The organism is Staphylococcus sp. HGB0015 (assembly GCF_000411275.1).
Taxonomy (GTDB): domain Bacteria; phylum Bacillota; class Bacilli; order Staphylococcales; family Staphylococcaceae; genus Staphylococcus; species Staphylococcus schleiferi.
In genome coordinates this window covers 910,372-933,102 of the sequence record NZ_KE150417.1, presented here as the reverse complement: position 1 = coordinate 933,102, position 22,731 = coordinate 910,372, and the positions used below count along the sequence as shown (strand labels likewise).

At 35.3% G+C, this 22,731-nt stretch carries 22 protein-coding genes and 1 riboswitch; of the genes, 20 read left to right on the top strand and 2 right to left on the bottom strand.

Features of this window, described 5'->3' with window-relative positions; translation table 11 throughout:
* The first annotated feature begins 78 nt into the window (after window positions 1-78).
* From HMPREF1208_RS04285 to HMPREF1208_RS04260, 6 genes are all read left to right on the top strand, one after another.
* Window positions 79-807, top strand: coding sequence for a segregation and condensation protein A (locus HMPREF1208_RS04285; protein ID WP_016425127.1), 729 nt, complete (start codon window positions 79-81; stop codon window positions 805-807).
* The gene (scpB, locus tag HMPREF1208_RS04280; RefSeq protein ID WP_016425126.1) at window positions 797-1,339 is read left to right on the top strand and encodes an SMC-Scp complex subunit ScpB; all 543 of its coding nucleotides are present in this window, start codon (window positions 797-799) and stop codon (window positions 1,337-1,339) included. Before HMPREF1208_RS04285 ends, scpB begins: the two co-directional genes overlap by 11 nt.
* Window positions 1,339-2,082, top strand: coding sequence for a pseudouridine synthase (locus tag HMPREF1208_RS04275; protein ID WP_016425125.1), 744 nt, complete (start codon window positions 1,339-1,341; stop codon window positions 2,080-2,082). The genes scpB and HMPREF1208_RS04275 overlap by 1 nt, the downstream gene beginning before the upstream one ends.
* A gap of 294 nt (window positions 2,083-2,376) precedes the next feature.
* Entirely contained in the window at window positions 2,377-3,102 is a 726-nt protein-coding gene (locus HMPREF1208_RS04270; RefSeq protein WP_037559271.1) for a response regulator, read from the top strand.
* A complete protein-coding gene (locus HMPREF1208_RS04265; protein WP_037559135.1) occupies window positions 3,086-4,828 on the top strand; it encodes an ATP-binding protein in 1,743 nt (580 codons plus the stop codon). The genes HMPREF1208_RS04270 and HMPREF1208_RS04265 overlap by 17 nt, the downstream gene beginning before the upstream one ends.
* A gap of 442 nt (window positions 4,829-5,270) precedes the next feature.
* Window positions 5,271-5,413, top strand: a riboswitch (FMN riboswitch).
* A 64-nt stretch (window positions 5,414-5,477) separates the two neighbouring features.
* A complete protein-coding gene (locus HMPREF1208_RS04260) occupies window positions 5,478-6,023 on the top strand; it encodes an ECF transporter S component (RefSeq protein WP_016425122.1) in 546 nt (181 codons plus the stop codon).
* 321 nt (window positions 6,024-6,344) lie between these two features.
* On the opposite strand, the gene HMPREF1208_RS04255 is transcribed toward HMPREF1208_RS04260, so the two are convergent.
* A complete protein-coding gene (locus HMPREF1208_RS04255; protein WP_014613875.1) occupies window positions 6,345-6,593 on the bottom strand; it encodes a ferredoxin in 249 nt (82 codons plus the stop codon).
* A gap of 103 nt (window positions 6,594-6,696) precedes the next feature.
* On the opposite strand from HMPREF1208_RS04255, the gene HMPREF1208_RS04250 reads away from it, so the two are divergent.
* From HMPREF1208_RS04250 to ypdA, 4 genes are all read left to right on the top strand, one after another.
* Window positions 6,697-7,641: a helix-turn-helix domain-containing protein gene (locus HMPREF1208_RS04250; RefSeq protein ID WP_016425121.1), complete on the top strand. Its 945-nt coding sequence runs from the start codon at window positions 6,697-6,699 to the stop codon at window positions 7,639-7,641.
* Window positions 7,634-9,010: a RecQ family ATP-dependent DNA helicase gene (locus tag HMPREF1208_RS04245; RefSeq protein ID WP_016425120.1), complete on the top strand. Its 1,377-nt coding sequence runs from the start codon at window positions 7,634-7,636 to the stop codon at window positions 9,008-9,010. Before HMPREF1208_RS04250 ends, HMPREF1208_RS04245 begins: the two co-directional genes overlap by 8 nt.
* Before the next feature lie 182 nt (window positions 9,011-9,192).
* The gene (locus tag HMPREF1208_RS04240; protein ID WP_016425119.1) at window positions 9,193-10,518 is read left to right on the top strand and encodes a LysM peptidoglycan-binding domain-containing protein; all 1,326 of its coding nucleotides are present in this window, start codon (window positions 9,193-9,195) and stop codon (window positions 10,516-10,518) included.
* A 395-nt stretch (window positions 10,519-10,913) separates the two neighbouring features.
* A complete protein-coding gene (ypdA, locus tag HMPREF1208_RS04235) occupies window positions 10,914-11,900 on the top strand; it encodes a bacillithiol disulfide reductase YpdA (RefSeq protein WP_016425118.1) in 987 nt (328 codons plus the stop codon).
* 165 nt (window positions 11,901-12,065) lie between these two features.
* Here ypdA and HMPREF1208_RS04230 read toward each other — a convergent pair whose 3' ends face one another.
* Window positions 12,066-13,034: an asparaginase gene (locus HMPREF1208_RS04230; RefSeq protein WP_016425117.1), complete on the bottom strand. Its 969-nt coding sequence runs from the start codon at window positions 13,032-13,034 to the stop codon at window positions 12,066-12,068.
* Between the two features lie 73 nt (window positions 13,035-13,107).
* Between HMPREF1208_RS04230 and cmk the strand changes: the two genes are divergently transcribed.
* The 10 genes from cmk (at window position 13,108) to aroC (ending at window position 22,726) form a co-directional block, all read left to right on the top strand.
* On the top strand, window positions 13,108-13,767 hold the full coding sequence (gene cmk / locus HMPREF1208_RS04225; protein WP_016425116.1) for a (d)CMP kinase: 660 nt from the start codon (window positions 13,108-13,110) through the stop codon (window positions 13,765-13,767).
* A 91-nt stretch (window positions 13,768-13,858) separates the two neighbouring features.
* Window positions 13,859-15,043: a 30S ribosomal protein S1 gene (rpsA, locus tag HMPREF1208_RS04220; RefSeq protein ID WP_037559132.1), complete on the top strand. Its 1,185-nt coding sequence runs from the start codon at window positions 13,859-13,861 to the stop codon at window positions 15,041-15,043.
* A 295-nt stretch (window positions 15,044-15,338) separates the two neighbouring features.
* The gene (gene der / locus HMPREF1208_RS04215; RefSeq protein ID WP_016425114.1) at window positions 15,339-16,649 is read left to right on the top strand and encodes a ribosome biogenesis GTPase Der; all 1,311 of its coding nucleotides are present in this window, start codon (window positions 15,339-15,341) and stop codon (window positions 16,647-16,649) included.
* Between the two features lie 15 nt (window positions 16,650-16,664).
* Window positions 16,665-17,663, top strand: a complete 999-nt coding sequence (locus HMPREF1208_RS04210; RefSeq protein WP_016425113.1) for an NAD(P)H-dependent glycerol-3-phosphate dehydrogenase — start codon at window positions 16,665-16,667, stop codon at window positions 17,661-17,663.
* Window positions 17,664-17,834: 171 nt separating this feature from the next.
* On the top strand, window positions 17,835-18,107 hold the full coding sequence (locus tag HMPREF1208_RS04205) for an HU family DNA-binding protein (protein WP_016425112.1): 273 nt from the start codon (window positions 17,835-17,837) through the stop codon (window positions 18,105-18,107).
* 185 nt (window positions 18,108-18,292) lie between these two features.
* A complete protein-coding gene (locus tag HMPREF1208_RS04200; RefSeq protein ID WP_016425111.1) occupies window positions 18,293-18,859 on the top strand; it encodes a heptaprenyl diphosphate synthase component 1 in 567 nt (188 codons plus the stop codon).
* A 14-nt stretch (window positions 18,860-18,873) separates the two neighbouring features.
* On the top strand, window positions 18,874-19,587 hold the full coding sequence (locus tag HMPREF1208_RS04195; protein WP_016425110.1) for a demethylmenaquinone methyltransferase: 714 nt from the start codon (window positions 18,874-18,876) through the stop codon (window positions 19,585-19,587).
* A gap of 17 nt (window positions 19,588-19,604) precedes the next feature.
* On the top strand, window positions 19,605-20,561 hold the full coding sequence (locus tag HMPREF1208_RS04190) for a polyprenyl synthetase family protein (protein ID WP_016425109.1): 957 nt from the start codon (window positions 19,605-19,607) through the stop codon (window positions 20,559-20,561).
* Window positions 20,562-20,639: 78 nt separating this feature from the next.
* Complete coding sequence (gene ndk / locus HMPREF1208_RS04185; RefSeq protein ID WP_016425108.1) at window positions 20,640-21,092, top strand: nucleoside-diphosphate kinase; 453 nt, start codon at window positions 20,640-20,642, stop codon at window positions 21,090-21,092.
* A gap of 464 nt (window positions 21,093-21,556) precedes the next feature.
* Complete coding sequence (gene aroC / locus HMPREF1208_RS04180; RefSeq protein ID WP_016425107.1) at window positions 21,557-22,726, top strand: chorismate synthase; 1,170 nt, start codon at window positions 21,557-21,559, stop codon at window positions 22,724-22,726.
* Window positions 22,727-22,731: the final 5 nt, after the last annotated feature.

The window sequence follows — 22,731 nt, the reverse complement described above, 5'->3', positions numbered from 1 at the left end:
TTTATTGTTATACATAAACATGCTATAATATTTTTTGTTATTATGCACATGACTTGCAATATGAAATGAGGATCATCCATGTATGAAGTAAAACTTGATGCCTTTAACGGGCCGCTGGATTTGTTGTTGCACTTGATCAATGAATTCGAAATTGATATCTATGATATTCCTATGCGTGAATTAACAGAGCAATATATGCAGTACGTTCATGCAATGAAGCAACTCGAAATTAATATCGCAAGTGAATATTTGTTAATGGCTTCTGAACTCTTAATGATTAAAAGTAAAATGTTATTACCTGACACACCCCAAGAGGATTTATTAGAAGAGGATCCACGTGACGAACTTGTTGAAAAATTAATTGAATATCAAAACTACAAAGCCTATTCTGAAATGTTAAACGAGCAACGCGAACTTCGTGCGCATTATTACACAAAAGCGCCGACAGATTTGTCACATTATGAGCAATCTGAGCGCATGTCACCCGATACTCAAATCGATTTAACCGAGTTAATCGTTGCATATCAAAAAATGAAAACCCGTGTTGCACTTAAGAAGCCAACAACAGTAGATATAAGAAAAGAAACGTATACGATTCAACAATCGACCCAGCACATATATGATCAGTTAAAAACATCTACTCGCATTTCGTTTTTTGACTTGTTTACATTTCATGAATCGATTGAACATGTCGTCACGCATTTCTTAGCTTTGTTAGAAATGTCCAAAAATGGCATCATTCAATTACAACAAGTTCAAGCATTTCAGAATATCGAAATCAGTAAAGGGGTTAATTATGACACTTAATACAATAGAAGCACTTGCCGCAATTTTGTATACAGTCGGTGAAGATGGCATTGATGAAGCACAATTACTCGAAACACTAGCTGTTGATTCAGACACGTTAAACACGGCAATTTCTCAATTAAATTTACCTGGACTTGAAATCCATCAATATGGTAATCGCTTTATTTTAACAACGCAAAGAGAAGCTGAACCTTATATAGAGTCGCTGATTATTAATAAAGCATCAACAAAACTTTCACAAGCTGCCATGGAAGTCTTAGCTATCATAGCTTATAATCAACCTGTTACTAGAAATGATATAGAATTAATTAGAGGCGTCGGTTCAGATGGTCCAGTTAAGACGCTGATTGGTAAAGGTTTAATTGAACCTCGAAATAACCCTGAAGCCCGAGGTCAACAATTATATACAACTGAATTGTTTTTAAATGTGTTTGGCTTAGAAAACTTAGAAGCATTGCCTACAACTGATGAGGAAGAAGAGGAAATCGAATCCTTTTTTAGTCAGTTAGTGAATCAAAAAGGAGAATCATAATGAGCAAAGAATTAGAAAGATTACAAAAGCGGATCGCAAATAGCGGCTATACGTCAAGACGTAAAGCAGAAACATTAATCCAAGAAGGTAAAGTACAAGTGAATGGTGTTACAGTCACTGAACTTGGAACGAAAGTCCGCCCTTCCGATGAAGTCAGTGTGGAAGGGATTCCTCTTGAACTGGAAGATAAATTATATATTCTATTTTATAAACCTGCCCAAGTCATTACGAGTGTTTCTGACGATCGTGGTCGAAAAGTGGTCACTGATTATTTCGACGATCTTGAAACGCGTATCTATCCAGTAGGGCGCTTAGATTATGATACTTCCGGTTTATTATTGTTAACGAATGATGGTGCTTTTACGCATTTAATGACACATCCTCGTTTTAAAATACCAAAAACGTATGTTGCTAAAATAGAAGGATATATTTTAAGAGATCAAGTGAAGGCATTAGAAAAAGGAATTATGCTTGAAGATGGACTCACACAACCTGCAAAACTGAAAGTCAAAAAACAAAATAAAGAGAAAAATAGTTCTTTAGTAGAAATCACAATTACAGAAGGACGTAATAGACAGGTGAGAAGAATGTTTGAACATTTTGGTTTTAACGTTCAAAAACTATCTCGCGTTTCATTTGGACCGTTAACATTAAAAGGATTAGGTGCAGGAGAAGGCAGAGTATTATCACCACATGAGGTTAAATCATTGAGACAACTCGCTGAAAGCGGTACGAATCAATAAGTGAACACAGTCCGTTTGCGTGATACCATGTTTCATTGAAAACAAACCGTGTGTGGACGTCGTCTAATTGTTAAATCAAATTATTTTTCCTTTTAAAAGTGTGATGCTAACAAGCACATCTTATTAAATCTTTTGTTTTAAAAAAATAATACTTTTTTAAGATTAAAATTACAGGCATACTCTTTTTTATGGAATTTTAATTCAAATTCATTGTTTTATTATCAAGCAGATATTTCGATATGCTATAATAAACTTTAGGTTAGAAATGTCACCATGTGTGGGAGGTATGTCATGATGACTAATGAAATCTTAGTCGTAGATGATGAACATCGTATTAGAAAATTATTAAAATTGTACTTAGAAAGAGAAGGTTACGAGATAGCTGAAGCGAGTGATGGTCGCGAAGCATTAGAATTAGCAACGAAATACGATTATGCATGTATTTTATTAGACCTGATGTTACCTGAATTGGATGGTCTTGAAGTTGCGATGAAATTACGCGAAACGAAAGATACGCCAATTATTATGCTTACAGCAAAAGGCGAAGAAAATAATCGTGTTGAAGGTTTCGAATCCGGTGCAGATGATTATATTGTTAAACCTTTTTCACCTCGCGAAGTCGTTTTACGTGTCAAAGCACTTTTACGCCGGACACAATCAGCAACAGCTGAACAAAATGAACCTCATGCGCGTGATATGATTGAGTTTAAACATCTCACAATTGACAATGATGCGCATAAAGTTTTAGCGGATGAAACACCAGTGAATTTAACACCTAAAGAATATGAATTACTCATCTTTTTAGCTAAAACGCCAAATAAAGTTTTCGATAGAGAGCAATTATTAAAAGAAGTTTGGCACTATGAATTTTACGGTGATTTAAGAACTGTGGATACACATGTCAAACGCTTGCGTGAAAAACTGAATCGAGTTTCTGCAGATGCAGCTAAAATGATTCAAACTGTATGGGGAGTAGGCTATAAGTTTGAAGTTATTCAGTCGGATGAAACGACTCAATAATGTCGTTATAAAACTGTGGTTAACTATTTTATTAATAGTAACGACAGTTTTAATTTTATTAAGCGCTGCACTCATCACATTTTTCCAATATTATTTTACGCAAGAAACAGAACGCTCTCTCTATAAAAGTGCTGAAAATGTAAGTAAAGTGATTGAAAATAGTCACAATCGTAAAATAGCAATCGAACATAGTGAAGACCTATTGGAAAATAATAAAGGTCTCATTATCTTACCCGATCGCCTTCATATCAATGAGCATGATGTAGTTAAATCTAAAATGTTAAAAGAAATCAATCAACATGCATTATTTGAAAAAGTTTTAACACAAAATAAATCGAAACTTCAACATGTCATGTTTAATATTGATGGTAAAAAACATACTTTTGTATTGCTAGGGTATCCGTCGAAAGATTCAACCGGCAAAGCCTCTGTTATTTTTATTTATCAAGACTTAAAAAGCATCGATGAAACAAATAATATTATTACTATCATTATTTTAATCACAGCTGTCGTCTTTTTAGCGATTACGACCATTTTCGCATTTTTCTTATCAACACGTATTACACATCCTTTGCGTCAACTTAAAACGCAGGCAAGGGAGGTCGCGCGTGGAAATTATGATAAACGTGTACCCGTTCAAACAAAAGATGAAATTGGCGAATTGGCAATGACTTTTAACAAAATGAGTCGGAGTATCCAGAGTCATATCGATGCATTAGTCACTTCTAAAAATATTCGAGATACATTAATCAATTCAATGGTTGAAGGTGTGTTAGGGATTAATCATCATAGACAAACCATCATCTCAAATCAGCTCGCACAACGGATGTTGTCAGAAATGAACGCGCATGATAAAGAGATGTTCGATCAACAAATTGATGATACTTTTAAAAGTCAAAGTACAGAATTCAGAGAATATGAGATGAATCAACGCTTTTATGTGGTCATTATGAGTTACATTCATAATATTCAAACGAATGGTGAAGGCGGGCTTGTGGTCATTATCAGAGATATGACGAATGAACATGAGCTTGAACAAGTGAAGAAAGATTTTATTGCTAGCGTCTCTCATGAACTTAGAACGCCTATTTCATTATTACAAGGCTATACTGAGTCAATTGTTGATGGTGTGGTTACAGAACCTGATGAAATTAATGAATTTTTGTCTATCGTTTTAGATGAATCTAAACGCCTCAGTCGACTCGTTAATGAACTGTTAAACGTAGCAAAAATGGATGCTGAAGGTCTAAATGTAACGCAAGAAGTCCAGCCGATGAGTGATTTAATTAAAAAAATGGCGATTAAATACAGACAACAAGCTTATGAGCTCGATTTACATCTAGATTTTCAACTCGATGGCGAAATGGCCTTACCTTGGTATTATGACTTTGATCGTATGGAGCAAGTGCTAACTAACTTAGTTGATAATGCCTCTCGATACACACAACCAGGGGATACGATAGCTATTCATGCAAAATCAACTATAGACCAACAAATTTTAATCGTTAAAGATACAGGAGTAGGTATTCCTTCCGAACATTTAGAAAAAGTTTTTGAACGCTTTTATAAAGTTGATGCTGCTCGTAAACGCGGAAAACAAGGTACTGGACTTGGGCTATTTATCACGCGAATGATTATTGAAGCGCATGGTGGCCACATCGATGTTGACAGTCGCATCAACGAGGGAACAACCTTTACCATCACACTGCCTAAAAAGAAGGCATAAAGTTTAAAAAATATTTAAGTGCCTGTTTTTTTGTGTACTTGGTATTTATCACGCTTTAGTAGGCTAATAAAATTAGGGCATCAGTCGCAAAATCAATAGTGCTCAGATGATTTTAAATAGAAATCGTCTGAGCGCTTTCTTTATATGATAAAAAAATTTCGTGACTCTATTATAAATAGGCCTGACGAGCCAATCACCAAGCCTATTTTTGATACAAAAGGCGCGCAATCCTGCAATTCTCTCTGTAATTAGAAGCATCCAACCCCTCATAATTAAGAAGATAATGCGCTTATATCTGTTTTTACGTCAATGACACTTGGCAGTAAACGATAAATTTCAAATAAAACCATCCCATCAAAGAATCTTACTGTCAAATGATTGCAAAAACATTGTTTTGGGCTGCATTCTCATGTACACTATACTCATTAAAATAGAAAAACGAATTCATCTTCGGGGTAGGGTGCAATTCCCAACCGGCAGTAAATTAAAGCCTGCGACCTGCAAAAAATCAAAATCTTGATATTTTGTGGCTGATCTAGTGAAATTCTAGAGCCGACAGTAAAGTCTGGATGGGAGAAGATGGAGGTTTATTTGTGTTGCTTTTTAATCCTCCTATTCAACTAAGATGAATTTAATAGGAGGTTTTTTCATGAAACAAAAGCAAACACGACATTTGATTATTGTGGGAATGTTAAGTGCCATATCGGTGGTCTTAATGTTTATTAAATTCCCGCTTCCATTTTTACCACCGTATTTAACGATTGATTTTAGTGATGTTCCACCTCTATTAGCTACTTTTACTTTAGGACCCATCGCTGGAGTTTTAGTTGAATTAATTAAAAATTTACTTAATTTCTTTTTCAATGTGAGCGATCCTGTTGGGCCGGTTGCCAACTTTTTAGCTGGAACAACATTATTATTAGTGAGTTATTGGGTATATCAATCACGTCAAACAACACGTCAATTAATCATTGGTCTTATCGTTGGGACATTAGCTATGACTGTATTACTAAGTGTTTTAAATTATTTCGTACTACTTCCACTGTTTGGAATGATTATGAATTTAGCCGATGTAGCGAATAATCTTAAGCTTATCATTGCAGCGGGTATCATTCCATTCAATATCATTAAAGGTGCATTAGTATCAGTCATCTTTATATTGTTATATAAACGTATTGGCCATATTCTAAAATAAAAACATATTCAAACGAAGCACATGACTAGGAAGTCTGAGACAAAGTCTATTCAGCCTAGATGATTCTGCTTAACGTTGATGTTGTCATTAAACAAAAAAGAGATGTATCTTCTACAATTTGTGAAGACACATCTCTTTTTTATGCGAAAAATTTTAATGACAAGTGGAGCTGAATGCACATTTATAACTTTAAAATAAATAAGTTGAGTAGGATGTACAACATGAAAACATCCACTCAACTTCAGTCTATTCCTAGACATTCGATTGTTTTATATTTATATTAAAGACATCTTGTCTCTAGCAATCATCGCTGTTTATCGTCTACTCAAATTTGAGTGCATCGCCATCAAATGATTCCTCTTCAACTTTAATAGAATCAGTAGGGCAACCTTCAAAAGCATCTTCAAGGTCTTCATACAACTCTTCTGGTACAGGTGTTGTACCTTGGTTGTCATCTAAAATCACATATGCGATACCCTCATCGTCGTAGTCATAAATATCTGGAGCCGCTGCACCACATGCACCACAAGCGATACAAGTATCCATATCAACTATCGTATATTTAGCCAATTTTTTCGCCTCCCTTTTCAAAGTGCCACACTAACATTATAATTTTATTGTAGTTCTGTGTACTTAAATTTTCAATATATTCGTTTTAGAATGAGGTCAAATGATGAAACACTTAATTAATTATGCATATCATCATGCATCAGCCTATAAAACTAAAAAAAGCATCTTTAATATTATCATAGGAAAAAAATCTCATCAAACTTTTTTTGATGCGGTCTCTTTAAATCTATTGTCTTTATATGGTTGTGCACCAAAGCTTAAGATGCAAACTTTTGAACAAATCATTAAAGAAGAAACCATAACGACTGAACTAAAAATAACGAATCAAGTTACTTTTCCATGTTTACAAGCTTCTTTTAATGCCATACAACTACTCACACAAACTTATTCTTATGCCAGACACAATCAAATGGCTTTTCAACCGATTTCGTCTCAAACTGAAGTCCATCAAGTTGTAAAGCAAATTTATCAATCTGACCAAATAGAAAACATTTTATCTCAATTAGAGCAAGAATTACGTACGCTTTATCAAAACTTAGAAGCGCAACGAGAAAAAATATATAGCCATTATTTATTAACAGGTTTTGATGAACCGATGTATACTTTTACCCAAATCAGTATGATTGAATCTATCGAGAGTGAAGATTTATTCAAAATGTTTTATGAAGAACTTGTTCTAATTTATCTAATGATAAACGAAAGTAGTGACTTTCCTATACTTTCTCAGTGTGCACTGAGACTTCACGTTTCACAACCTGTACATCAGACGGCACAATTATTAAATCAAGGTTATAACCTCCAAAAAATTGCTCAAATTGAAGGTGTGAGAGAAAATACAATCGAGGATCATATTTTAGATTTATTTATGAAAAATCAAATGTATAACTATCAAGATTTTCTACATCATTTTAATCAAGAATTTATTAATCAATACAATGCTGAACCGTATCAGCGTTTAAAACGTTATAAAGAACGATTTGATAATATGTCGTACTTTGAAATTAAACTTGCAATTGTAGGGATTGCTAAAGGAGAATTAGATGCTTAAAGCAGCTTTAAAACAATTTTTCGGCTTTACATCATTTAGACCAGGACAAGAAGAAATCATTACCAGTGTGCTACAACATCAGAATACACTGGGCATATTACCAACTGGTACAGGTAAAACACTTTGTTACCAATTACCTACTTATATGAAACAACAGCCAACGCTCATTATCTCACCTCTTATTTCTTTAATGGATGATCAAGTGATGCAAATGAAGATGAAAGGAGAGCAAAAGGTTGTTGCCATTCATTCTGGTTTAGAAGATGCAGAAAAAAGGCTGTCGATCGCAAAAATAAAGTCGTCACGTTTTGTCTTTGTGAGCCCAGAGTTCATTTTACAACCACATTATTTCAACCAATTTAAAAATATTCCTTTTGGTATCGTTGTATTAGATGAAGTCCACTGCCTTTCTGAATGGGGGTTTGACTTTCGACCGCATTATGCTTTAATCGGAAAGATAACCCAACAATTTGAAAACGCAACTGTATTAGCATTAACAGCAACAGCGACAATTCATTTACAAGAAGACATTGAAAAGGTCATTCAACAGCCGATGCACAAGATTCAATTTTCAATGGACCGTCCAAATATCGCTCTATCCGTTGAATTAAAGTCTTCGCATGAAGAGAAAGTGACGTGGTTAATTGACAAAATTGCGTATTCTGGGCCAACCATCGTTTATGTCTCTTCAAAAAAAGTTTGCCTAGAACTCGCACAGACCATTTATCAAGCGGGCTATTTAACAGGGATTTATCATGGAGATTTGTCTTATCAAGAACGATTAACGGTGCAACAACAGTTTTTAAAAAATGATATTCGCATCATTGTAGCGACGAGTGCTTTTGGAATGGGCATTAATAAACCGGATATCCGGACAGTCATTCATTTCCATCTTTCTCCAAGTCCTTCTAGCTATATGCAAGAAATTGGACGTGCTGGTAGAGATGGACAACAAAGCCAAGCGATTGCATTGTTTCAACCAGATGACCAATATTTAATGGAAACTCTCGCAACAGGAAATATTATAAGAGAAATAGATATTCAACAATATGAACTCGGACAATTGATAGACTCAGAAATCATAGAGATTTTAGATGTTTTGAGCGAAGCCTTTACACTCGCACAATTACGTGCTATTTTCAAACAAAATGAAGAAATAAAATTGCGCGCTTTCCGTCATATGCATCATTATGTTTTAACTCAAAAATGCAGAAGACAACATCTCCTTTCTTATTTTCAAATGCCTAATGAAACCGTGTCACAATGTTGTGATCGTTGCGAAACAATCGAACCGATATATGAAAAAAATAAGAAAAAAGTGAAGCGAAAGTTAGATTGCAGTGAAAAATTAGAAAATTTATTTCATTAGTTTTTACAATGCTTTACACAGCGTTTTTAAAACCGCTATAATCAATATAAATACTTAATAGCTATTTCAATCATCGGGATATGTAAACGGTTGGTAAATTTTCTTTAATAATTGAGGTTATCATGTTTTAAATCCCTTAAATATAGCTATATATTTAATATACGTAGAAAGGATGAATGTATGTGTCAAAAGATAATTTTAAGGATGAATTCGAACAGAGTCGTCAAGAAATAAAATCTCACAATCATGATGAACCATCTAGTGAGACACATGTAGACGATTCAGAACAACAAACTGAAAACAACCAACAATTCCCACCTCGAAATGCATCAAGACGTCATAGAAAGAGAGAGCATGGTCCATCACCTGTAAATGAAGCAAATCAAGCAGATCAACAAACTGATTTGAGCGAACAGGAAACTAATGAAAAATCGCAAAAAAGACCAGGGAAAGTAGGGGGCTTTGTTAATCATCAGGATGAACATACAAAAGCTGAAAACGATCAACCTATCGCAAAAGATGAGGCAAAATCGCATTCAACGCAAGAAGTTCATCAAAATGATCAAAGTATAGAAGATCATAAAGCAGATCAAACGCACGATGAAAATCATGATTCAGAGACACATGATGACAAAAAAAACGATAGTAAAGACAAAGCTGCCTTAACAGGTGCTGCCGCTGTCGGGGGTGGCGCAATCGCTAAACATCATCACGATAAAACAACGGCTCATCATGAGTCTTCAGAAGGTGTCCATTCAAATCAAGATGATCCATCATCAAATGATAAAAAAGCACAACATGAAAGTAACACAGATAAAGAGAATGTAATTAATGGCGCAGCAGTAGGGGCAGGCGCGTCACAAACACATCCATCATCTCATACAGGCACTGAAAACAGTCAACCCGCTCATGAAACACATGTTTCAAATGGCAGATCAAGCGGTGGTAGATTCAAGAAATTGTTACCTTTATTAGCAGCGATTATTCTATTAGGTGCTTTAGCCATTTTTGGTGGTGTTTATCTCGTTAATCATAATCAACAAGGCGATCACGCATCACACGTTGCTCAAAAACATGAAACGAAAGAGCACAGTAAATCAGATAAAGAGAAAGATAAAGAAGCTAATAAAGATAACTCGACTAAAGATGATGATAAAGCACAATCAGACAATCAAGATGATAATAATAGTGCTGATAATAACAATGCCACTGATGACTCAAATGCTTCAGATCAAAATAACAACGGCGCACAAGATACTACAGGTCAAAATCAACAACAATACAATCAAAGTAATCAACAATATGGCCAACAAAATGGACAAGCGAATAATCAACAAGCCCAAAACAATACTGGCCATACCCATACAGTAACAGGTAACCAAAACTTATATCGCATCGCTATTCAATACTATGGTAATGGTTCTCCTGAAAATGTTGAAAAAATTAGACGTGCAAATGGTATCCAAGGTAATAACATTAGAAATGGACAACAATTGATTATTCCATAATTATTATATTTTATATGACAGAGGGGACGCGCAAACAGCGCACTCGTCGTCAACCAATACAAATGATTAAAAATAAGACTAGGAAATCTAAATGTATCAAGATTTCCTAGTCTTATTTATGTTTTATATATTGAGTGCATCTTAATAATAAGCTATATAAAAGCAGGAAAACACCCATAAACCAGTATGCAAGTCACTTCGTTAACCTGAAAAAATTTAACATTATGTACATACATTTCAATTTAGATTCATAAAAAAACTTGTTATAATACTTAAGGAAAATAACAGTTCTTATAATATACTGTGCTAGTATGTGAATTAGGAGGCTATATAGAACATTAAAGTAGCATAATATGTGGTAACTCACCATCATTTTTTAATGTTCTTGTTTAAAAATGAAAACTGTAGAGAGTATCATCATCGGTGGCGGTCCTTGTGGCTTAAGTGCTGCTATAGAACAAAAGAAAAAAGGGATTGAAACACTTATTATTGAGAAAGGTAATGTAGTCGATGCCATTTATCATTACCCTACACATCAAACATTTTTCTCTTCAAGTGATAAACTCAGCATTGGTGATGTTCCTTTTATTGTTGAGGAGCTTAAACCTAGAAGAAATCAAGCACTTGTTTATTATAGAGAAGTCGTAAAGTATCATCAGTTAAATATTAACGCTTTTGAAGAAGTTTTAACGGTAAAGAAAATAGACGATCATTTCACTTTAACTACTACGAAAGATGTTTATCAATGTCGTTTCTTAACTGTTGCAACGGGTTATTATGGTCAACATAATACATTAGAGGTTGAAGGCGCTGAACTTTCAAAAGTTATGCATTATTTCAAAGAACCCCATCCTTATTTTGACCAAGATGTCGTTGTGATCGGTGGGAAAAATTCAGCAGTCGATGCTGCAATTGAATTAGAAAAAGCGGGCGCACGAGTGACCGTAATCTATCGTGGTGCAGATTATTCACCTTCTATTAAGCCATGGATTTTACCAAACTTTGAATCATTGGTCCGTAGAGGAAACGTGAAAATGCATTTTAATAGTGTTGTCACTCAAATTACTGATAGTCATGTTACTTTTGAAAAAGAAGGCGAACGTATCACCATTCCAAATGATTATGTATTTGCAATGATTGGCTATCATCCAGATTATGAATTTTTGAAATCTATTGGTATCGAAGTGCATACAAACGATTTTGGAACAGCTCCTGTTTACCATCATGATACGTATGAAACAAATATCGAAAATTGTTATATTGCAGGTGTTATTGCAGCAGGAAATGATGCGAATACAATTTTTATTGAAAATGGTAAATATCATGGCGATGCGATTGCGCAAGATATTTTAACGAAAAAACAATCTCCATTAGAATCATAAATGATACGCTACCTTTAGTGTATCTAAATAGAGCAGTCGTTGTCTAAGGTAAGCATAACATAGACAACGACTGCTCTATTGTTTATTCATATTCTTTTCATAAATCCAGATAGTTTCTTCTACAATCACTTTTATCCTATCTTAAAAAATCCAAATGATATCGTTTTATTCATTAAAATAGTTTTGTATTTGTTGATGCGTCAATTTGTTACTCAATGCCACTAACAATTTAAGTCTAGCTTTTTGACCATTTAATCCATTAGAGAAGATAACACCTTTTTCATACAGTTGATGACCGCCACCTTCATACGCATACACAGCACTTACAATACCGTTAAAAGAACGTGAAACTAACACAATGGGCATACCTTGTGCTAAACATGCATTCAGCCCTTGCATTGCAGTAGGTGGCAGATTACCTTGCCCTAATGCTTCGATGATTAATCCATCCACTTGTGTATCTGCATAAAATTGCAACATCTCACTTCCCATTCCCATATATGCTTTAACCAGGGGGATGTTCAGAGTAGAATCAACCAGATGCAAATTTTGACTTTCATATGGTCTGTGATGAAAATAAATGCCTGCTTTCGTTATCACACCCAGTGGCCCGTGATTAGGACTTTGAAATGTATTCGTATTTGATGTATGTGTTTTAGTTACATTACGTGCAGTGTGAATTTCATCATTAAATACGACCATTACGCCTTTATTTTCAGAGTCATCCGATATCGCTACACGTATTGCAGCGATGAAATTGTATAAACCATCAGAACCAATTTCGTTTGAAGACCGCATGGCGCCCGTGATGACAATCGGTTTAGAAGTAGCAACTGTTAAATCTAATAAAAAAGCTGTTTCTTCTAATGTATCCGTACCGTGAGTAATGACAAAGCCATCATAATAATTTAAGTTTTCTGGTGCTTCAATCGTATTTTTTAAAATCTTCACATGCTCAATTGTCATATGAGGTGACGGCACGTTAAAAGGCATAATTTCATCAATTTTTGCATATTTCGCAATGACATCTTGATGATGTGAAATAGGGTTGTCAGTAGTCGTACTCACTTTATTTGATTCATCTTCCGACATACTTATGGTGCCCCCTGTATGTATGACTAATAATTTTTTCATATAAGTTCCTCCTCGTAAAGCCATCCATTCTTATGATAAAATAATGTTAAACAAACGACAAGGAAGGTAACAAATGACAGCGATAAATATTGCATTAGATGGACCAGCAGCTGCTGGTAAAAGTACTATAGCGAAAAGAGTTGCAGGACAACTCGGAATGGTGTACGTCGATACAGGGGCTATGTATCGTGCGATTACTTATTATTACTTACAACATAAGGATCGCATTGTGCATTTTGACAAAATGATGGATCAAATTGATTTAAATCTTGCATATGATCCAGAAAAAGGGCAGCGTGTCTATTTAAATGATGAAGATGTCACTGATTTTCTACGAGAAAATGATGTTACGCAAGAAGTATCCTATGTTGCTTCAATTAAAGAAGTGCGTACGTTTTTAGTACAAGCACAACAAAAATTAGCGGCTAAAAAAGGCATCGTTATGGATGGCCGAGATATTGGCACAACTGTTCTTCCTGATGCCGAAGTAAAAGTATATATGATTGCATCTGTAGAAGAGCGTGCTGAGCGCCGCTTCAAAGATAACCAAGAACGCGGGATTGTATCTTCAATTGAACAATTAAAAAAAGATATTGCCGAAAGAGATGCCTATGATATGAATCGTGAAATTTCACCATTAAAAAAAGCAGCTGACGCTGTAGAAATTGATACAACAGGATTATCCATTGAAGAAGTCACAAATCGAATTATAGCGCTAGTAAATAAAGTTTGAATTATTTTATTCAAACTTATCTAAATTTCTTGACAATTCAACGCTTTTATAAGAAGTTATTATTATGTAGTAGTATAAGGAGGCATTCATGATGACTGAAGAATTCAATGAATCAATGATTAATGACATTAAGGAAGGCGATAAGATTACAGGTGAAGTACAGCAAATTGAAGACAAACACGTTGTTGTACATGTAAATGGTGGAAAATTTAACGGCATTATTCCTATTAGCCAACTATCAACTTATCACGTGGACAACGCGAATGAAGTTGTTAAAGTTGGAGATGAAATCGGTGCATATGTTACTAAAATTGAAATCGATGAGGAAAATGAAACAGGAAGTTACATCCTTTCTAAACGCAAGTTAGAAGAAGAGAAATCTTATGCGTACTTACAAGAAAAATTAGATAACAACGAAACAATTGAGGCTAAAGTAACAGAAGTTGTTAAAGGTGGCTTAGTTGTGGATGTTGGTCAAAGAGGATTCATTCCTGCATCGTTAATTTCAACTGATTACATTGAAGATTTCTCAGATTATGAAGGTAAGGTGCTTGAACTTAAAGTTGAAGAACTTGAACCTGAAAAAAATCGTGTCATCTTAAGCCGCAAAGCAGTAGAAGCAGAAGAAAATGAAAAGAAAAAAGCAGAACTTTTAAAATCTATTAAAGCTGGCGACATTATCGAAGGAAAAGTAGCACGATTAACAAACTTTGGTGCCTTCATCGATCTTGGTGGCGTAGATGGTTTAGTCCATGTATCTGAATTATCTCACGAGCATGTAAAAACACCTGAAGAAGTCGTTACAATTGGCGACACTGTAAAAGTGAAAGTTCGTTCTGTAGAACAAGATTCTGAACGTGTTTCACTTTCAATTAAAGATACTTTACCTAGTCCTTTCGAAACAATTCAAGAAAAATATAGTGAAGGTGATGTTGTAGAAGGTAAAGTTATGCGTTTAGCCTCTTTCGGTGCTTTTGTTGAAATCGATCACGGTTTACAAGGCCTTGTTCATATCTCTGAAATCAGCCACAAGCATATTGGCACACCTGGTGAAGTACTTGAGCCTGGACAAACAGTTCAAGTTAAAATTTTAGGTATCAATCCTGAAGAAGAACGTATTTCATTATCAATCAAAGCGGCCTTACCTAAAGAGGAAACTGAAGAAGCTTCAGAGGAAACAACACAACAATACACGCAACAATCAACTGATGAAAATGAAAACAATCCTACATTAGGAGATGTTTTTGGAGATAAACTTAAAGACTTAAATTTATAATATAAATTTATTGAGATTACAATGCGTCAACATGAATCATTAATCAGATATGTGTTGATGCATTCGTCTGTATTCGTGGAGTAAAGTATGAGTCTAAGCAATTACAATTGACTTGTACTTTACTCTTTTTCTTTGGATGCATTAATGAAGTGAAAAAGACTGTGATACGTTCCATTTATATCCATTACTTCACATGATATAATACGATTGTTGTATTTAGCATAGTGCTTGTAGTCGATGCGCTTACATGGATATGTTAAAATAATAAAGATATTAATAGAGAGGAAGAACAATCATGACGAAACCTGTAGTTGCTATCGTTGGTCGTCCTAACGTTGGAAAATCTACTATTTTTAACCGCATCGTCGGCGAGCGTGTGTCCATCGTAGAAGATACACCTGGTGTGACACGTGACCGTATTTATGCAAGTGGCGATTGGTTAACACACGAATTTAATATTATTGATACTGGCGGTATCGAAATAGGGGATGCACCTTTTCAAACACAAATTCGCGCACAAGCCGAAATTGCGATTGATGAAGCAGATGTCATTATATTTATGGTCAATGTGCGTGAAGGTATCACTCAAAGTGATGAAATGGTTGCACAGATGCTATATAAATCAAAAAAGCCGGTCGTATTGGCTGTCAATAAAGTAGATAATCATGAAATGCGCAATGATATTTATGACTTTTACTCCCTTGGATTTGGAGAACCATTCCCACTTTCGGGCTCACACGGACTTGGTCTTGGAGATTTATTAGAAGAGGTCGCAAAACATTTTAAACCTGAGGAAGAAGATCCATATGATGAAGACACGATACGATTATCATTAATTGGAAGACCTAACGTGGGTAAGTCTAGTTTAATCAATGCGATTCTTGGTGAAGATCGTGTTATCGTCTCTAATGTTGCAGGAACAACACGTGATGCTATTGATACTGCATACAGCTATGAAGGTCAAGAATATGTATTAATTGATACGGCAGGTATGCGTAAAAAAGGTAAAGTCTACGAATCTACTGAAAAATATTCAGTGTTACGTGCATTGAAAGCAATTGAACGTTCTAATGTCGTCCTTGTAGTACTCGATGCAGAACAAGGCATTATTGAACAAGACAAACGTGTTGCGGGCTACGCACACGAAGAAGGAAAAGCTATCGTAATCGTTGTCAATAAATGGGACACATTAGAAAAAGACAGTAAAACAATGAAAAAATTTATGGATGATGTTAGACAAAACTTCCAATTTTTAGACTATGCACAAATCGCTTTTGTATCTGCTAAAGAAGGTACGCGTTTACGCACGTTATTCCCGCTTATTAACGAAGCAAGTGAAAATCATAAAAAACGTGTACAAAGTTCAACGCTGAACGAAGTTATTACAGATGCCATTGCAATGAATCCAACACCTACGGATAAAGGCCGCAGACTGAATGTATTTTATGCTACACAAGTCGCTATTGAGCCACCAACATTTGTGGTGTTTGTGAATGATGTTGAATTATTACACTTCTCATACAAACGTTACCTTGAAAATCAAATTAGACAAGCGTTCGGTTTTGAAGGTACGCCTGTTCACATTATTGCTCGAAAACGAAACTAAATCGGAGGGGTTTATATGACTAACATTACCGTGTTTGGTACAGGTAGTTTTGGTACTGCATTAGCAAATGTTCTAGCAGAGAATGGCCATAACACACTCATGTGGGGTAAAACTTTATCAACAGTTGAAGAGATTAACACACATCATACTAACCATAATTATTTGAAAAACGTGGAATTAAATCACTATATTAAGGCGACAACAAATATCGAAGCGGCAATTGATCATGCAGATATTTTCCTTGTTGCCTTACCCACAAAGGCTATCCGAGAGGTAATGACACAAGTCAATGGGTTGTTAACGACTCGAAAATCGTTTATCCACGTTACGAAAGGGATTGAAAACGAGACATTTAAGCGTGTATCTGAAATGTTAGCAGACACGATTTCTCCTGAATATAATGCTGGCATTGGTGTTCTATCAGGACCGAGTCATGCTGAAGAAGTCGTTATTAAACAACCTACAACTGTCGCAGCTGCATCAAGTGATTCTGAGTTACGTAAATGTATCCAAGACCTTTTTATGACTGACTATTTACGTGTTTATACGAATGATGATTTAGTTGGCGTAGAACTCGGAGGCGCTTTGAAAAATATTATTGCGATTGCGAGTGGTGTATTAGTCGGTATGGGCTTTGGCGATAATGCAAAGGCAGCTTTAATGACACGAGGGCTTGCTGAAATAACAAGACTGGGTGTCAAATTAGGAGCTGACCCTCTTACTTTCCAAGGTTTAGGAGGAATTGGAGATTTAATCGTGACTTGTACTTCAACACATTCTCGTAACTTCACATTAGGTTATCAGCTCGGTAAGGGGAAAAAGTTGAAAGAAATTATGAGTGAAATGAATATGGTTGCCGAAGGTGTTTATACAACTGAATCTGTGTATCATTTATCTCACGCTGTACAAGTGGAGATGCCAATCACTGAGGCGTTATACCGTGTACTGTTCGAGGATGAACCTGTTGAACGCGCAGTAAAAGCCTTAATGGGAAGAACTAAAAAATCAGAATAACTTTCCTTGAAGTGTGTCATTTTAGTCATAAATCTCTAAAATTTAACAAAATGCGATTAAATCAACGTTTTTCGCATATAAATCGTTGCAGTCTTGTATGGCGTTGTGTTAAAGTCATACCATAATGATAATTGAATTATCATTACATAACCTTTGAGGAGGTGAATTGACATGAACAAAACTGACTTAATCAACGCTGTTGCTGATCAAGCTGAACTTACTAAAAAAGAAGCTGGTCAAGCAGTTGATGCTGTTTTTGAATCAATTCAAAAAACACTAGCTAAAGGTGAAAAAGTACAACTAATCGGTTTCGGTAACTTTGAGGTACGTGAACGTGCTGCACGTAAAGGACGTAACCCTCAAACTGGTAAAGAAATTGATATTCCTGCAAGTAAAGTTCCAGCTTTCAAAGCAGGTAAAGCATTGAAAGATGCAGTGAAATAATTCAATTATTTACAAGTAAAAAAGCCCTTTATAGGGCTTTTTGCTTTAATTAAAGTAATTTTCCATATCTTTTCACAATACAACCATCTCAAAACTTCAATATCTCTTATAGAAAAGTAATTCAGATTTAAATTTTTGAATGATAGTGTTAAGATAGAGAGTGATTAAAAATAGAGGTGGGGCATATGGAGAATACTTTAACGTATTTACAACGACAAATTGATAATCGACTGAATCAATTGAATCAACCAGATAATATACATATTAATAAACCATTAAGTCATTTGTTAGATCAGTTATCAGTCCCTTTAAATGCGAAACTTGCATGCCTTTCAATTGATACATCGATGAAGCATTTAGATCGGATTAGCTTCTATCATTATGAACGGGATGCAATTTTAATAGGTGATTTAATGAGTGCCCACTATTATCAATTAATAGCGGATTTAAAAGATGTTCATTTTCAACTTAAAATGAGTCAGGCGATTGTTAAAATAAATGAACTGAAATCATTCATACAACATCAAGGCAAAGCGCTAAGCCAAAAAGAATTTTTGGAGACAATCATTACGATTGAAACCCTCTTAATTAAAGTTCTAATTGACCGATTCAGCAAAGAAACTGAATTTAATACTCTTCGTGCCTACCTGATTAATCATCTTGAAATTCAACATTTAACCTATCTCATCGATTTTGATACGACTGAGATTGAAGAGACGATTAACCAACTCCAAAATTATATTAAAGAATAAATGAGGTTTCTAAAATGGCAAAAAACAATGTAAACAAAGCCCATGTTCATGAGGTGTTTCAAAATATATCCGGTAAATATGATCGATTAAACAACATCATTAGTTTTGAACAACATAAAGTATGGCGTAAAAAAGTGATGAAAGAAATGAACGTAAAGCCTGGTTCAAAAGCATTAGATGTGTGTTGTGGTACTGCTGATTGGACAATTGCGTTGAGCAAGGCTGTAGGTCCAGAAGGTGAAGTCACAGGACTTGATTTCAGTGAAAACATGTTAAAAGTAGGTGAAGAAAAGACTGCCCATATGGATAACATTCGTCTAGTACAAGGCGACGCAATGGCACTCCCTTTTGATGATAATGTTTTCGATTACGTCACAATCGGATTTGGATTGAGAAACGTTCCAGATTATTCTAAAGCTTTATCTGAAATGTATCGTGTCCTTAAACCAGGGGGCATGGTCGTATGTTTAGAAACAAGTCAACCTACTATTCCAGTATTTAAACAAGTTTATAAAATGTATTTTAAATTTGTAATGCCATTATTCGGTAAAATATTCGCCAAATCAAAACAAGAGTATGAATGGTTACAACAATCAGCATTTGATTTTCCAGATCGTAAAAAATTAAAAGGTCTTTTCGAATCAGTGCATTTCCAAAATGTTAAAGTGCGCAGTTTTACCGGTGGTGTATCAGCTATGCATTTAGCATACAAACCGAAATCGAAATAATTAAAAGGTGATTATGCATGTCAAAAATAAATTTGAATCAAGAAATTAAAAAAATTGAAAACTCTTTAAAGCAGTTGATTCAATCGGATGATTCAACACTTGAAAATGCTGCTAATCACCTCCTATCCTCTGGTGGCAAGCGTATTCGACCTCTTTTTGTCATTTTAAGCAGTTATGTTGGTCAAAATCCTGCTAACACAGCTGCTTACCAAGTAGCGACATCACTCGAACTTATTCATATGGCAACACTTGTACATGATGATGTGATTGATTTAAGCGACAAAAGAAGAGGGAAGTTGACGATTGAAAAAAAGTGGGATCAACCTACAGCCATATTGACTGGAAACTTTTTGCTTGCCCGTGCATTAGAACACTTATCTCAAATTGAAGATCATCGCATCCATCTAACGCTTTCAGAAGCCATTATTGAAGTTTGTCGAGGTGAGTTGTTTCAATTTCAAGATCAATTTAGAGCCACACAATCAATGACCAATTATTTAAGACGTATTAATCGTAAAACAGCATTGTTGATCCAGTTAGCAACTGAAGTTGGTGCAATGACAGCTGAAGCCGATACTGAAACTGTAAGAAAAATGCGCAATATTGGCCATAATATCGGGATGAGCTTTCAAATTATTGATGATGTGCTTGACTTTACGAGTACAGAGAAAAAATTAGGGAAGCCCGTCGGAAGTGATTTGCGCAATGGACATATGACGCTTCCTGTTTTATTGGAAATGAGAAACAATCCGACGTTTAAAGAAAAAGTTGTGACTTTAAATCGTCAGTCCGATACTGCTGATTTTGAGTGGTGTATCAATCAAATTAGAAATTCTGATGTCATTCAACAATCACTAGATATTAGTCAAAAATATTTGGATAAAGCGACAAGCCTACTCGATACTTTGCCTAAAAGTGACATTACACCGCATTTTAAAAAATTAATTAAACGACTCCAAAACAGAATGCATTAGATAAGTTTGTTGTTGAAAGCGCTTCAAACTAATGATAGGATATTCTTGTAATATAAATACACAGGGGGATATCTCAACATGGAAAAAAGCTTTGTAATGATTAAACCAGATGCTGTTCAACGTAAATTAATAGGTGAAATTGTACAGCGCATTGAGCAAAAAGGTTTAAAACTTGTAGGTGCCAAATTGATGACAGTTTCTAAATCTCTTGCAGAAACACATTATCAAGAACATGAAGGGAAACCATTTTATTCTTCATTAGTTTCTTTCATTACTTCAGCACCTGTATTCGCAATGGTTGTAGAAGGAGAAAATGCTGTTGCAGTCGCACGACACATTATCGGTAGCACAAATCCATCTGAAGCTACACCAGGCTCAATTCGAGGAGATTTAGGCTTGACTGTTGGCCGTAATGTCATCCACGGCTCAGACTCTGTCGCATCTGCAGAACGAGAAATTGCTTTATGGTTTAACGAAGAAGAAATCAGTACATATCATACACCAGATGAAACTTGGTTGTATGAAGGTTAATTATTAAGAACCCGAGATTTTCGTGAAAACAACGAAATCATCTCGGGTTTCTCTTTTGGATATGCGCCTTATCAGTATCTGCCAGTATTCTTTTTGTGTCTTTCAAACATATAGATAGCTGTTGATACATCTTCCTTCTATGATATACATTTGTGTTCGAGTAAAAGTAGTTTGTTTTTGCGCGATTCATCATTTTGCCATTTCCATCAATTCGAATTTATTTAAACTGTGAAACTTTGAACGGAGCACTTCATACAGAGCCACTTCAATACTACGATTAAAAAGTGGCATATTGACAGAGAATTTCGGGTTACACTTTAGTCATTAAAAGCGATAAACAAAAAAGACTGAATTGTATTAATTTATCTTTTATTTTATGCTATGATATGAGGCATACGAATTTTAAATTCAATTTATTAATCGCAAATTGATTAGGAATATAAATCTAAGGGGGCGTGTCAGTCATGTTAAGGTTTTTAACTTCTGGAGAATCACATGGACCGCAATTAACAGTTATTATTGAGGGATTGCCTTCAAATATGAAAATCGACATCGATCAAATCAACGAAGAAATGTTTAAACGTCAAGGCGGTTACGGCCGAGGTCGCCGTATGCAAATTGAAAAAGATACAGTTGAAATTGTTTCTGGTGTGCGTCACGGCTATACTTTAGGAAGTCCTGTTACCATTGTCATAAAGAACGATGATTTTACACATTGGCGCAATATTATGGGGGCTGAACCTATCTCAGAAGAAGCGCAAGACAATATGAAACGTGTCATTACTAAACCGCGTCCAGGACACGCTGATTTAGTTGGCGGGATGAAATACAACCATCGTGATTTACGCAATGTCTTAGAGCGCTCATCTGCACGAGAGACTGCTGCAAGAGTGGCTGTGGGGGCACTTTGCAAGCAAATGCTTAACCAATTAGGTATAGATGTTTATAGTCGTGTTGTTGAAATTGGTGGTATTAAAGATCAAGGTCTTTATGATATTGAAACAATTATAGAAAATGTAGATCAAAATGATGTCCGCGTGATTGATTCTCAAATTGCTCAAGCTGTCCGTGATAAAATCGATCAAGCTAAAAAAGACGGCGACTCCATTGGTGGTGTGGTACAAGTAATCGTAAACCATATGCCAATCGGTATAGGAAGTTATGTGCATTATGATAGAAAATTAGATGGTCGTATTGCACAAAGTGTCGTTGGTATTAATGCATTTAAAGGTGTTAGTTTCGGCGAAGGCTTTAAAGCGGGTGAAAAGTTAGGCAGTGAAATACAAGATCCCATTTTGTTTTCAGAGGAAAAAGGTTACTACAGAGACTCCAATCATCTTGGTGGTTTAGAAGGCGGAATGTCAAATGGGATGCCAATCATTGTGAACGGTGTTATGAAGCCAATTCCTACATTGTATAAACCACTTGATTCAGTAGATATTGATACGAAAGCACCATTTAAAGCAACGATTGAACGTTCAGATAGTTGTGCTGTTCCTGCTGCGAGTGTCGTCTGTGAACACGCGGTATCTTTTGAAATCTCGAAAGCAATTTTAGAAGAATTTGGTTCACATGATTTCGCACGCTTAGCTCAACTTGTAACAGAGAGACGCGAACTTAACAAAACATTTTAAAGAAT